This window comes from Pseudoalteromonas sp. JB197 (assembly GCF_002332205.1).
GTDB lineage: Bacteria > Pseudomonadota > Gammaproteobacteria > Enterobacterales > Alteromonadaceae > Pseudoalteromonas > Pseudoalteromonas nigrifaciens.
Genome location: NZ_NRGZ01000001.1, coordinates 148,788 through 161,129 on the forward strand (window position 1 = coordinate 148,788; position 12,342 = coordinate 161,129).

Genomic DNA, 12,342 nt, shown 5'->3' on the forward strand with positions numbered 1-12,342 from the left:
TTACTCGCTCAGGGGGGGATATTAGCTGACTTTAAGCGGCTAATAAATTTAACTGTGTTGCTAGCTTTATCCTAGTTATGCTTTACTCCTCTTACCAGATATAACATAGAGAATAATAATGAATAAAGAAATGTTAATAGAGCATGTAGGCTCGCTGTTTGTAAATAATATGCCGTTTAATCAGTTTTTAAAAATATCGGTAGAATCACTTAGCCCAGAACAAGCAAAAATATCGTTTCCTTGGCAGGATATACTCATAGGTAATCCGGCACAAAAAATACTCCATGGCGGCGTTATTTCGGCAGTGCTCGATAACGTAGGTGGTATGTTAGCTGCAGCAAGTGTAATAGATAAGCTAAACGATGTTGATATTTTATCTGTGCAGCAAAAACTAGCCACCTTGGGCACTATAGATATGCGCACCGATTACCTACGCCCAGGCAAAGGCGAGAAATTTATAGCCAGCGCCACTTTAATTCGCTCGGGCAATAAAGTATGTGTTTGTAGGATGGAATTGCATAATGAGCAAGCAGTACAAATAGCATTTGGTACGGGCACGTATTTAGTTGGCTAATAAAAGTTTGCGGAGTAAACTGGCGACCTTTTGAATAACTAAGTGTTTATTTATGCCGATTGATACCGAGAAGCGCAAGGGCGCCATTTTGGCTTGCATCGCTTTTACTATATGGGGTTTAGCACCTATATACTTTAAGCAACTCCAGCATGTTACTGCATTTGAAATTTTAACGCATCGTGTTGTGTGGTCGGTGATGTTTTTAATTATTATTGTGAGTATTTTAGGCCAGTGGGATAGAATTAAACGCATTATAGTACAGCCTAAACTATTGTTAATACTGGTTTTAACCTCGTCGATACTGGGGTTTAACTGGGGCTTGTTTATATGGGCGGTTAATAATAATCATATGCTTGATGCCAGTTTAGGTTATTACATAAATCCGTTACTAAATGTATTACTGGGAGTGTTATTTTTAGGCGAACGTTTACGTAAATTTCAAATGGTTGCTGTTGCTTTAGCATTTATCGGTGTACTGCTGCAGTTAATAAGTTTTGGCTCATTTCCTGTGGTTGCTTTTTCGCTAGCTATATCATTTGCAATATATGGTTTACTGCGTAAAAAGCTACCCGTTGAAGCGTTGTCTGGTATTTCAATAGAGGCATTTATACTCTTGCCAGTAGCGCTTATTTATTGGTATTTAATGGTGCCTACAGCAACGTCAAGCTTGCCTGCTAATGACTGGCATACCAATGTTTTACTCATAAGTGCCGGGATCATTACCACCTTACCACTACTGTGCTTTACCGGCGCAGCTAAGCGCTTGCAATACACCACTTTAGGCTTTTTTCAGTACATAGGGCCAAGTTTAATGTTCATATTAGCTGTAATGCTTTACGGTGAAGTGTTTGATGCCGAGCGTGTAGTTACATTTGTTTGTATTTGGAGTGCATTGGCTATTTTTAGTTGGGACTCTTTTAGGCAATCTCGGAAACGTAAAAAAGCCGCTATTGTTGCCTCAGGCGTGGTTTAAAAGTTAGTTAACTTAAGTAAGCCCGTAGCGCGATGTATTTTGTACTCGCGCTAGGCTTGGTGTATGTTTAACTATTTAAGTTTAAAACGTAAAAATTAAATAGTTTAAGCAATTACATACTGTCTGACTCGGCGTAATAGTCTTGGCTTATTGGTGCTGGGGTCGCTATTTTTGAGCGGCCAAATAATGTATGGAACTTTGCTTTGCTTGTTGTTAACTTTAAGTATTTAACCCAAGCGCGCTCAATTGCATTGGTTGGCTCTAAAGCACCACTAATAACAGCGACAAATTGTTGCTGATGTTCATTTTGTGGCTCTAGGGCTTTATTATGTAAGCCTTTTAAAACAACACCGTGTTGCTCTAATATACTGGCTTCTAATAAGGTAAAGTTTCCGCTGCGACCAAATCCGCGTGGGAAGTTTTGATCATCAAAAAACTGACGTTGACTAACAAATGCTTGGCGAAGTAGTGAAATATCATTGCTCATTGTTGTACCCTCATACCTTGGTAATTGCTGGAGTATGCGGCAAGTTTGCAAATATTTTAAACAAGTTATTTTTATCGTGAGGATAAAAAATTGGATATCGATTTATTAAAAACATTTGTTGAGGTAGTACGCACTCGTCACTTTGGCAAAGCGGCTGAAAACCTTTATATCACGCAGTCTGCAGTAAGCTTTAGAATTCGTCAATTAGAGCAAGGGCTTGGTGTTAATTTGTTTATTCGCCAGCGCAATAATATTCAACTAACAGCGCCAGGTGAGCGTTTATTACCCCATGCACAAATGATCATTACTGGCATGCAAAGAGCAAAAGTAGATGTGGCACTTGCCGATAATATGCATAAACAAATTTGCCTAGCGGGTACACCAAACATTTGGGATGCATTTTTACAGTTTGGTATTACTAATATTGTATCGGCAATGCCCGGTGTGTCTTTGGTGGCTGAGGTAAAAGCACAACAAGAAAGTACCCGCCTGTTATTAGAGCGCACCTTAGATTTAGCTATTTTATTTGATCCACCAAAAGTTGATGAGCTGGTGGTTGAGCGAATTTGCGAACTACCCATTATACCGGTAAGCGCGTTTGATACTGCCAGTTACGATAACTTTTTTGATAACCAGTACGTATATGTTGACTGGGGCACGACATTCTCACTGTGGCATGCTCGCCAGTTTACTGGCAAAACCCCACCTTACTTTAGAACAAGTACAGGGCGTATAGCACTTGATTTAATATTGCAATGCGGAGGGAGTGCATTCATTCCTCAAGTACTTGTTGCAGCGCATTTAGAAAAAGGCGAGTTATTTCATGTGAAAGACGTAGAAACCACCTCGCGCGATATATTTGTTGCCTATCACAGAGACAATGAGCAAAAAGAGTTAATAGAAACATTAGTAAATTTATTAACCCAAATGACTCCTAAGTTACCCGTTGAGTAAGGCCAATGGTTTTGCTGTATATGTACGTTTGATTGCAACTATTATGTGTTTTTATGAATTTAAAAGTGTAAAAATATGACGGCTGTAATATTTTTGTCATTTAACAGTGCCAAACTCCTGTTGCATTAAAAACGAGTCTGTTGTGATTATCGAGGAAATAACATGAAATTTGTAAAGTCGAGCTTATGTATAGCTTTATTAGGTGGTTTGTCTTTTAATGCGCTTGCTGAAGTGGATTTTTACGGTAAAGCGAACGTAACACTACAGTCGTCGGATGATGGTGAGGGGTCTTTTACGGAAATTAAAAGTAACTCATCACGTTTGGGCTTAAAAGGGTTTGAAAAAATATCTGATGGCTTAGAAGCTGTTTATAAGTTTGAATTTCAAGTTGATGTTTCTGACGCCGACTCAAAAGGTGATAATGACGACAATATTTCTGCTCGTAATCAGTATATAGGTTTAAAAGGCGCGTTTGGCCAAGTTGTTATTGGCCGTAACGATACCGCGCTTAAGCAGTCACAAGGTAAAGTTGATTTATTTAGCGACCTTGAAGGCGACATTAAAAATGCCTTTAAAGGTGAAAATAGAATGGGCAGTAGTGTTTCTTATGCCTCTAATTCTTACCAAGGTTTTAAGCTTTTGGCTACGTTTGTTGCAGAGGATAGCGATGCAGCAGGTGCTGAAAATGGCTATTCAATGGCAGTAACTTATGGTGACGCAGCCCTTAAAAAGAGCGCAATATATGCCGCTATTGCTGCCGATAGCGAAGTGAACGGCTACGATGTAGTGCGCGCATCAGTACAAGGTAAAGTAGCCGATTTTAAATTAGGCGCTATGTATCAAACGCAAGAAAAAGTTGATGGCAGTAGTGAGGCCGACGGTTATTTATTAAGTGCGGCTTACACTATGGCTAGCAATACCTTTAAATTGCAGTACCAGGCAATGGATTTTAAAGACAGTGATGACAAAACGGCTATTTCGGCAGGTGTTGATCATCAGTTAAATAAAAACACTAAATTATTTGGTTTTTATTCTAATTTCGATATGGACAACAACGTTGACCAAGACTACTTAGGTGTAGGTATAGAATATAAATTTTAAGCAGCGCTTAGCACTGCCTTTTTAAGCCGTACTTTGTTAAGTGCGGTTTTTTTTGCTTTAAATTATTTACTTAGCCGCCCATAATAGAGTATTCATTTGGAATGAGGTGCAACTCCTCAACTGTTCCCGCAACTGTAATTAGCATAACGCTTTAAGTCAGATACAAATAAACAATTTTAACGAGCGGGTTTACTCATCTTCAAATTATGTACTAGCCATAGTTAGTTGCATTGTTAGTGAGCGCATTCCTGCCTAGGGCTAACTATTGCAAACTCAAACGCCATTAAATACACCATTGTTAAGCGTTAATCGCGTGTCGTGGAATATTGGCAGTAAAACTATCCTCAACAATGTTAATTTGCAAATAAAGCAAGGTAAGTTCGTTGGCTTAATTGGCCCCAATGGCGCAGGTAAATCTAGTTTACTGCGGTGTTTGTATCGCTTTAATCAGCCCACTGCAGGGCAAATTAAATTTAATAATACCGATATTTGGCAGTTAAAAAGCCATGAATACGCAAAGCAGGTTGCGGTTGTTTTACAAGAAACCCCATCACAATTTAATTTAACTTTATTAGATGTGGTTGCACTTGGGTTAACCCCGCATAAAGCATTATTTAGCACCACCACAACAGCCGACACACAAAAAATAAACCAAGCTATAGCGCGAGTTGGCTTGCAGGATCATGCAAGCCAACGTTTTGAGTCGCTTTCGGGAGGAGAAAAACAACGTGCATTAATTGCTCGGGCTATGGTGCAGCAACCGCAACTATTAATTATGGATGAGCCAACCAGCCACTTAGATGTGAAGTATCAAATTCAGGTAATGGAGTTGGCTAAATCGCTTGGCGTTACTGTGTTTGCATCGTTTCATGATTTAAATTTAGCCGCTGCTATGTGCGATGAGCTGGTGGTTATAAATCACGGCGAAATTGTTAATACAGGCTCTCCCATCGATGTGCTCAGCGAGGACATGCTCAATGATGTATTTGGTGTATGTGCACAAGTAAGCCACCACCCGCAAATGTCTAAACTAGGTGGTGTTATTCCACATATTACTTACTTTTATGGGTATGAATAATATGCGCATGCTTAACAATCATTCAATAGCACTTTTAGTCACAGTACTAGCTGCATTATTTACGTTATTTACGGCGCTGAGTTATGGCGCTGCCGACACATCATTAACTGATGTATTTAAAAGTATTTTCACCTCAACAGAGGGCTCCTTTAACACTCGAATTATTGTTGAATTAAGAATGCCACGCACATTACTGGCATTTTTAGCTGGCAGTGGTTTAGCCATTGCCGGGCTTATTTTGCAAACCGTGACGCGTAATCCGTTAGCAGATCCTTATTTATTTGGGATATCGTCTGGGGCGTCTTTGGGGGTAGTTATACTCATGGCGTTTGTGGGCATTAGTGCGGGCTTTGCATTATCGGCAGCGGCATTGGCTGGCAGTTTAGTGGCTATGAGTTTACTTATATTGATTGCAGGGCGGCAGCAAAGTGGGCAAGTAGAATCTATGCTGCTGGCAGGTGTGGCCTTGTCATTTTTATTTAGCGCATTTACCAGTTTATTACTTTACTGGAGCGATCCTCAGGCAGTTGCGGCTATTTTATTTTGGACGCTCGGCAGTTTTGCACGAGCGCAGTGGGCAACGCTGTGGTTACCTTTTGTGGTTATTATATTGTGTACATTTACAATGCTTAGTTTTAGGCGCCAACTAAATGCCATGCTGCTCGGCGATGAAAGTGCTATAACACTGGGTGTGCGGGTACATCGCTTTAGAATATTGATGCTAGTTTTAAGTTCGCTGATAACGGCAGTGTTAGTGGCTATGTGTGGCGGAATTGGCTTTGTAGGATTAATGGTGCCGCATATAGTGCGCTTTTTTATCTCCCAAGGTAGCTTATCTGGCTTACTGGTAACGAGTTTGGTGGGCGGTACTTTTATGGTTTGGGTTGATGTGCTAGCGCGCACGTTATTAACTAATCAAGAGTTACCGGTTGGGGTTATTACTGCAGCTATTGGTAGCGTGTTCTTTTTAAGCTTATTGTATTTTCGTAAGCGCCAGGTGTAGGGCTATAAAATGAAAACGTTAATGGTGCAAGGCACCACATCCGATGCGGGTAAAAGTACACTGGTTGCGGCGCTGTGTAGAGTATTTGCTAATAGAGGGCTAAATGTAGCGCCATTTAAGCCACAAAATATGGCATTAAATAGTGCAGTTACAGATGATGGTGGTGAAATAGGTCGTGCTCAAGCACTGCAAGCTATAGCGGCAAAGGTAGCCCCTGAAACTGACTTTAATCCCATATTACTTAAGCCAAATAGCGATACTGGCGCGCAGGTTATTATTCATGGTAAAGCCATAAGTAATATGGAAGCTGGGGCGTATCACGATTATAAAAAAGTAGCTATGGATGCAGTACTCACGTCGCATAACCGTTTAGCAAAACGTTTTGATTTATTGCTGGTGGAAGGGGCGGGCAGCCCAGCCGAAATAAACCTCAGAGCCAACGACATTGCTAATATGGGCTACGCCGAAGCCGTTGACTGCCCCGTAATTATAATTGCCGATATAGATAAAGGCGGTGTGTTTGCTCATTTAGTGGGTACTTTGGCATTATTGAGTGAGTCGGAGCAAGCGCGGGTAAAAGGCTTTATAATAAATCGTTTTAGAGGCGATATAAGCTTGTTACAAAGTGGGCTTGATTGGCTGGAAAAATACACAGGTAAACCGGTGTTAGGCGTATTGCCGTATTTACACGACCTAGCATTAGACGCTGAAGATGCAATTGCTATAGATAATACGCTAACTAATGTCAGCGTTAATATTGCCGTGCTGCTTGTGCCGCACATTAGTAACCATACTGACTTTGATGCACTGCGCTTACATCCCAATATAAATATTAATTATGTAGCGCATACACAAGCGATCCCCGATGTTGATTTGATCATTTTACCGGGGAGTAAAAACGTATTGAGTGATTTAGCCTTTTTAAAAAATGAAGGCTGGGATACACAAATAAAACGCCATTTACGTTATGGTGGTAAAGTGCTTGGTATTTGTGGTGGTATGCAAATGCTTGGCAATAGTATTAATGATCCCCTAGGTGTTGAGTCATCATTACAGCATATGCCGGGGCTAGCGTTAAGTGATTTTACCAGCACACTTACAGCACAAAAAATATTGAGTAATGTAACCGCGACTATGCAATTAAATAACCAGCAAACACTTTGTAGTGGCTACGAAATTCATGCAGGCATTAGCCAAGGTGAAGCACTTAATAAACCATTTTTAAGCTTTAATGAACACCCAAATGGCTTTACAGCCGATGGGTTTATTAGTGATGATAACGCCATAGCGGGTACTTATTTACATGGCTTATTTGATCAAGCGAGTGCCACATTGCAAATATTAAAGTGGCTCAAAGCCGATACAGTTATTAATCCGGTTAATATTAACCAGCACCGTGAGCAGCAACTAGAGCGTTTAGCTGCCATGTGTGAAACGCATTTAAATATTGCACACATTATTAAAATTTATGAAGGGCATAATCATGAGCGAACAAAGTAAAGATAAACATCAGCAACGCCAACAAAAATTAAAAGATCAAGTTGATGCACGAATAGCTGCAGCGCAACAAGAAAAAGGTATTTTTCAGGTTATAACCGGTAATGGCAAAGGTAAATCGACCTCGGGCTTTGGTGTGGTAGCACGTTGTGTTGGTCATGGAAAAAAAGCCGCTGTGTGCCAGTACATAAAAGGCACTTGGGAATGTGGAGAGCGTAACTTGTTACAGAGTGCGGGTGTAGAGTTTGTTGTAATGGGCACAGGCTTTACATGGAATACCCAAGACAAAGAGAGCGATACCGCAGCCGCGCAAGCTGCTTGGCAAGAGTCAAAGCGACTGCTTAGTGACGCAAGCCTAGATGTAGTGCTGCTCGATGAGCTAACCTACATGGTAACCTATGGGTATATTGATGTAGATGAAGTGCTAGAGGCGATTAGCAACAGACCGCCAATGCAGTCGGTTATTATTACCGGCCGTGCAGCCCATCGTAAATTAATAGAACTGGCTGATACAGTAAGCGAAGTGCGTAATGTAAAACATGCATTTGATGCAGGTGTTAAGGCTCTGCAAGGTTTTGATTACTAATGTTTAAACAGCTTGTTATTGGTCTATTGTTACTCTGTGTATCGCAGCATGCGCAGGCTAATAAGATACAAATTGATAAAGTACAGCCGGCTAAAGCGCTGCGTATTGTGGCACTAGCTCCGCACATAGTAGAAAACCTGTATGCAATAGGCGCGGGAGATAATATTGTTGGCACAGTTGATTACGCCGACTACCCAGCAGCGGCAAAAAGTATTACTCGTATTGGCGGTTACTATGGTATTTCAATCGAAAAGCTTTTAGTCCTTAAGCCAGATATAGTGATTGCGTGGAAAAGTGGTAATCAAAGCGATGATTTAGCACAAATAGAGCGCTTAGGTATTAAGCTTTATTTAACTGATCCAACTACAGTTACAGGCATTGCCGATGAGTTGCTTATGCTAGGCAAACTTACCGGTAACATTAAACAAAGCGAGCAAGTGGTAAAAGCATTTAATACTAAACTTGCAGCCATTACAGCCAAGCAACAGGGTAAAAGTAAACTCACCGGCTTTTATCAACTCTGGTCTGAGCCGATGATGACAGTGTCGAAAAATACCGGAATAAGTGAGTTAATGGCTACTTGCCAAGTAACCAATGTATTTGCAAATAGCCGCACCGACTATCCACAAATAAGCATAGAAAATGTGATAGTGGCTAAGCCGCAAATTATAATTATTCCGGATGAAAAATCAGCAACACCGCAACCCACTATTAATTGGCAGCAATGGCCAGAAATACCCGCAGTAAAAAATAAGCAATTTTTATCTGTAAATGCCGACTTACTACATCGCTTTTCAGCGCGAATGCTAGATGGGCTGGCCGACATGTGTGATAAAATAGACGTATCACGCCAACAAATAAAGAGCATACAATGAGCGATTGGACTGCATTTTTAAAGCAAGAATTACAGCAAGCGTATATGCAGCAAACACTCGACTACGTTGCTAAGCGCCGCAGCGAAGACGTTGCTGTTTATCCTCCAAAAGATCAAGTGTTTAGCGCATTTACTGCAACACCGCTTAGCGATATACGCGTTGTTATTTTAGGGCAAGATCCTTACCACGGTGAAGGCCAAGCACATGGTTTGTGTTTTTCGGTATTACCTGAGGTTAAAAAACTGCCACCTTCGCTTAAAAATATTTATAAAGAGCTGGCTAGCGATATAAACGATTTTGTTATTCCTACCCATGGCTACTTACAAAGCTGGGCAGAGCAAGGAGTATTTTTACTCAATACAGTACTTACGGTAGAGCAAGGCCAAGCCCATTCGCATAAACACTTAGGGTGGGAGCAATTTACCGATAAGGTTATTGCGCATATAAACACCCATTGTGAAGGCGTAATATTTATTTTGTGGGGGGCTCATGCACAAAAAAAAGGTAAGGGAATTGATAGCGCACGCCAACATATTTTAGCGGGGCCGCACCCGTCACCACTGTCTGCTCATCGAGGTTTTTTTGGCTGTAGGCATTTTTCAGCCACTAATGCGTTATTACAATCTCAAGGTAAAACGCCGATTAATTGGCAAGTATAATTTTAACTTTTAAAACCAAAGGCCCGCAAATAATGCAATGCAGGCCTTTTTAGTTAGTCGTTTAAAAGTCGAGTTCATTAACGGCTATGCTGTCTGTAAAGTAGTCCAACTCCTGTAGTTCTTTGCGTAAACGATACTTTTCTTGTATTGCTTCGATTTCGCGCCATCTTCTTTTTTTATTTTTTTGAGAAGCTTCCTTTTTTGTTTCAGGACCTTCTATTATATTGCTCAGGCTATCCATGAATATCTCCTTTAGACTGCATTTGATACCAGTCTTATTAAAAACTAAGCTATAACTGCTCACTAATTTAATGGTATAGGTATTAACTTCGCGAATACCTATACCATAGGCCTAGCTAAAATAGAATATAAAAGTGACAATTGTGTTACTAAATTGTGATTTATTGATGAAGGTTTGCTTTATGGTGGGTTTATAAGTTTTTTACATATAAATTGCAGGCATAAAAAAACGCCGCAACTGCGACGTTTTTTATACAAGCGTTTAAGCCAATTACATGGCTTTAAAGCGTGCTTCTAATTGCTCTTGAGCATCAGCAAAAGAGCGAATACCTTCAGCTAATTTTTCAGTCGCCATAGCATCTTGGTTATGCAACCAACGAAATTGAGCTTCGCTAAGCGGTGCCGGTTTTGGCTGCTGCGCAACATCTTTTGCTAGTAAATATTCTGGTGCATCTTCAAGGTTACCCAACTCTTCTAAAAGGTTAGGGCTAATAGTTAGCTTATCGCAACCAGTAAGGGCAAGAATTTCGCCGGTATTACGAAAACTTGCACCCATAACTACCGTTTTGTAGTTGTGGCGTTTATAAAATTCAAAAATGCTGCGTACAGACTGCACTCCTGGATCTTGCAGTGGGTCGGTCGGCTTTTCCATACCGTTAGCAACGTGCCAATCTAAAATGCGACCTACAAATGGCGAGATTAAAAATACGTTAGCATCGGCGCAAGCACGTGCTTGGGCATCACTAAACAATAAAGTAAGGTTACATTTAGTACCTTCTTTTTCTAGTTGTTCAGCGGCTTTAATGCCTTCCCAAGTAGAGGCTACTTTAATTAAGATTTTATCTTTGCTTACGCCTTCTTTTTCGTAAAGACTAAGTAGCGTGTGCGCTTTATCAATAGTTGCTTGGGTATCAAACGAAAGACGTGCATCTACCTCAGTAGAAATATAACCAGGTACAATAGCGCTAATTTCTTTACCTAATAATACCGCAAAGTAGTCGCATGCTAGCGCTAGTTGCTTCGCTGGATCTTGCTCGGTTTCTTTGGCGTAGCTCCATGCTTTATTTAAATAAGGCTTATAGGCTTCAATCTCGCTCGCTTTTAATAGCAATGACGGATTGGTCGTTGCGTCTTCTGGTTGATGCTTTTTAATTGCTTCAATATCACCCGTGTCGGCCACGATTGATGAATGTTGTTTTAGCCTTTGTAGCGCGTTAGTCATTTGCTTTCCTCATTCCAAGCAAGTTAAAAGAAAATCTAAACTACTTTAATATTACACCATACTGCAACAGCGAAGTAATGCTTGATAGGTCTTATGTCCTTATCAATATAAAAACGGTTATGTATGAATTATTAAGGTAGGATCAGTCTGTTTAATATTAAACAAAACGTGCTTTTCGTTTCATTTAATGTTGAAATTGACATTAAATAAATTACAAGTCAATAGCTAACTATGATCACTGTTATTTCACCTGCAAAAAATCTTGATTACACCACGCCACCTGCAACCGATAAGTTCACTCAACCGGAATTACTTGAGCACAGCGAAGCACTGATGCAAGTATGCCGTGAACTAACCCCTGCGCAAATTGGCAGCCTGATGAAAATTAGCGATAAGCTCTCAGGGCTTAACGCTGCTCGCTTTAGTGAGTGGGCACAGCCATTTACCACAGAAAATGCTAAACAAGCGGTACTGGCCTTTAATGGCGATGTATATGGTGGTTTAGATGCTAGCACGCTAACGGCTAATCAGCTTGATTACGCACAAAGCCACCTACGCATATTATCGGGCTTATATGGGCTTTTAAAGCCGCTTGATTTAATGCAAGCGTATCGCCTTGAAATGGGCACCAAGCTTGAAAACAGTCGTGGTAAAAACCTGTATGAGTTTTGGGGCAGTGTAATTGCCAATAAACTTAACGAGGTATTAAAAGCCGAGGACGCCCAATACTTAGTTAACCTTGCTTCAAACGAGTACTTTAAAGCGGTTGATAAAAAAGCCCTTAATGCACAAATAATTACTCCACACTTTAAAGACTGTAAAAATGGTCAATATAAAGTAATTAGTTTTTACGCTAAAAAAGCACGAGGCATGATGGCGCGTTACCTCATCGAAAATAAAGTAACTCAGCTAAGCCAGCTTAAAGAGTTTACAGTAGCGGGTTATTACTTTAGCGCCGAAGCAAGTGTGAAAGAGCTTGAGCCAGTATTTTTACGCGATGAACAAAGCTAAAACTTAAACCTTTACCTAATCTATAAAAGCCATGCACCGCATGGCTTTTTTAATACTGGCGCTATACTTGCAATTGATATGC

14 protein-coding genes and 1 riboswitch are annotated in these 12,342 nt (G+C 40.5%); of the genes, 11 read left to right on the forward strand and 3 right to left on the reverse strand.

Going from position 1 to position 12,342, the window contains the following annotated elements; genetic code table 11:
- Positions 1-118 precede the first annotated feature (118 nt).
- Together CIK86_RS00645 and rarD are read left to right on the forward strand one after the other, a co-directional pair.
- Positions 119-574, forward strand: coding sequence for a thioesterase family protein (locus CIK86_RS00645; protein ID WP_172459223.1), 456 nt, complete (start codon positions 119-121; stop codon positions 572-574).
- 52 nt (positions 575-626) lie between these two features.
- Entirely contained in the window at positions 627-1,547 is a 921-nt protein-coding gene (rarD, locus tag CIK86_RS00650) for an EamA family transporter RarD (RefSeq protein ID WP_086995218.1), read from the forward strand.
- Between the two features lie 112 nt (positions 1,548-1,659).
- On the opposite strand, the gene CIK86_RS00655 is transcribed toward rarD, so the two are convergent.
- The gene (locus CIK86_RS00655; protein WP_011329217.1) at positions 1,660-2,034 is read right to left on the reverse strand and encodes a DUF413 domain-containing protein; all 375 of its coding nucleotides are present in this window, start codon (positions 2,032-2,034) and stop codon (positions 1,660-1,662) included.
- A gap of 90 nt (positions 2,035-2,124) precedes the next feature.
- On the opposite strand from CIK86_RS00655, the gene CIK86_RS00660 reads away from it, so the two are divergent.
- The 8 genes from CIK86_RS00660 to ung all read left to right on the forward strand — a co-directional run bounded on the left by CIK86_RS00660 (position 2,125) and on the right by ung (position 9,787).
- Positions 2,125-2,988 (forward strand): LysR family transcriptional regulator, encoded by an 864-nt coding sequence (locus CIK86_RS00660; RefSeq protein WP_011329216.1) that lies wholly within the window; start codon positions 2,125-2,127, stop codon positions 2,986-2,988.
- Between the two features lie 162 nt (positions 2,989-3,150).
- Entirely contained in the window at positions 3,151-4,089 is a 939-nt protein-coding gene (locus tag CIK86_RS00665) for a porin (RefSeq protein WP_086995220.1), read from the forward strand.
- 45 nt (positions 4,090-4,134) lie between these two features.
- Positions 4,135-4,276, forward strand: a riboswitch (cobalamin riboswitch).
- A 78-nt stretch (positions 4,277-4,354) separates the two neighbouring features.
- Positions 4,355-5,167, forward strand: a complete 813-nt coding sequence (locus tag CIK86_RS00670; RefSeq protein WP_086995225.1) for an ABC transporter ATP-binding protein — start codon at positions 4,355-4,357, stop codon at positions 5,165-5,167.
- A gap of 1 nt (position 5,168) precedes the next feature.
- Complete coding sequence (locus CIK86_RS00675) at positions 5,169-6,170, forward strand: iron ABC transporter permease (RefSeq protein ID WP_086995249.1); 1,002 nt, start codon at positions 5,169-5,171, stop codon at positions 6,168-6,170.
- 9 nt (positions 6,171-6,179) lie between these two features.
- Positions 6,180-7,670: a cobyric acid synthase gene (locus CIK86_RS00680; protein ID WP_086995228.1), complete on the forward strand. Its 1,491-nt coding sequence runs from the start codon at positions 6,180-6,182 to the stop codon at positions 7,668-7,670.
- Positions 7,654-8,253, forward strand: coding sequence for a cob(I)yrinic acid a,c-diamide adenosyltransferase (gene cobO, locus CIK86_RS00685; protein WP_086995231.1), 600 nt, complete (start codon positions 7,654-7,656; stop codon positions 8,251-8,253). Before CIK86_RS00680 ends, cobO begins: the two co-directional genes overlap by 17 nt.
- Positions 8,253-9,128 (forward strand): cobalamin-binding protein, encoded by an 876-nt coding sequence (locus tag CIK86_RS00690; RefSeq protein ID WP_086995234.1) that lies wholly within the window; start codon positions 8,253-8,255, stop codon positions 9,126-9,128. The genes cobO and CIK86_RS00690 overlap by 1 nt, the downstream gene beginning before the upstream one ends.
- Positions 9,125-9,787: a uracil-DNA glycosylase gene (ung, locus tag CIK86_RS00695; RefSeq protein WP_086995237.1), complete on the forward strand. Its 663-nt coding sequence runs from the start codon at positions 9,125-9,127 to the stop codon at positions 9,785-9,787. The genes CIK86_RS00690 and ung overlap by 4 nt, the downstream gene beginning before the upstream one ends.
- A gap of 61 nt (positions 9,788-9,848) precedes the next feature.
- On the opposite strand, the gene CIK86_RS00700 is transcribed toward ung, so the two are convergent.
- Both CIK86_RS00700 and tal read right to left on the reverse strand, forming a co-directional pair.
- Positions 9,849-10,028, reverse strand: coding sequence for a DUF3545 family protein (locus CIK86_RS00700; RefSeq protein WP_011329208.1), 180 nt, complete (start codon positions 10,026-10,028; stop codon positions 9,849-9,851).
- A 270-nt stretch (positions 10,029-10,298) separates the two neighbouring features.
- Positions 10,299-11,249, reverse strand: coding sequence for a transaldolase (gene tal / locus CIK86_RS00705; protein WP_086995240.1), 951 nt, complete (start codon positions 11,247-11,249; stop codon positions 10,299-10,301).
- A 231-nt stretch (positions 11,250-11,480) separates the two neighbouring features.
- Between tal and yaaA the strand changes: the two genes are divergently transcribed.
- Positions 11,481-12,260 (forward strand): peroxide stress protein YaaA, encoded by a 780-nt coding sequence (yaaA, locus tag CIK86_RS00710; RefSeq protein WP_011329206.1) that lies wholly within the window; start codon positions 11,481-11,483, stop codon positions 12,258-12,260.
- Positions 12,261-12,342 lie beyond the last annotated feature (82 nt).

Excerpts from the sequence above, each read along its gene's own strand:
- CIK86_RS00700 (WP_011329208.1), bottom strand. The coding sequence starts at position 10,028 with ATGGATAGCCTGAGCAATATAATAGAAGGTCCTGAAACAAAAAAGGAA.
- CIK86_RS00690 (WP_086995234.1), top strand. The coding sequence starts at position 8,253 with ATGTTTAAACAGCTTGTTATTGGTCTATTGTTACTCTGTGTATCGCAG.
- CIK86_RS00665 (WP_086995220.1), top strand. The coding sequence starts at position 3,151 with ATGAAATTTGTAAAGTCGAGCTTATGTATAGCTTTATTAGGTGGTTTG.
- cobO (WP_086995231.1), top strand. The coding sequence starts at position 7,654 with ATGAGCGAACAAAGTAAAGATAAACATCAGCAACGCCAACAAAAATTA.
- yaaA (WP_011329206.1), top strand. The coding sequence starts at position 11,481 with ATGATCACTGTTATTTCACCTGCAAAAAATCTTGATTACACCACGCCA.
- CIK86_RS00655 (WP_011329217.1), bottom strand. The coding sequence starts at position 2,034 with ATGAGCAATGATATTTCACTACTTCGCCAAGCATTTGTTAGTCAACGT.
- CIK86_RS00680 (WP_086995228.1), top strand. The coding sequence starts at position 6,180 with ATGAAAACGTTAATGGTGCAAGGCACCACATCCGATGCGGGTAAAAGT.
- ung (WP_086995237.1), top strand. The coding sequence starts at position 9,125 with ATGAGCGATTGGACTGCATTTTTAAAGCAAGAATTACAGCAAGCGTAT.
- CIK86_RS00675 (WP_086995249.1), top strand. The coding sequence starts at position 5,169 with ATGCGCATGCTTAACAATCATTCAATAGCACTTTTAGTCACAGTACTA.
- rarD (WP_086995218.1), top strand. The coding sequence starts at position 627 with ATGCCGATTGATACCGAGAAGCGCAAGGGCGCCATTTTGGCTTGCATC.
- tal (WP_086995240.1), bottom strand. The coding sequence starts at position 11,249 with ATGACTAACGCGCTACAAAGGCTAAAACAACATTCATCAATCGTGGCC.
- CIK86_RS00645 (WP_172459223.1), top strand. The coding sequence starts at position 119 with ATGAATAAAGAAATGTTAATAGAGCATGTAGGCTCGCTGTTTGTAAAT.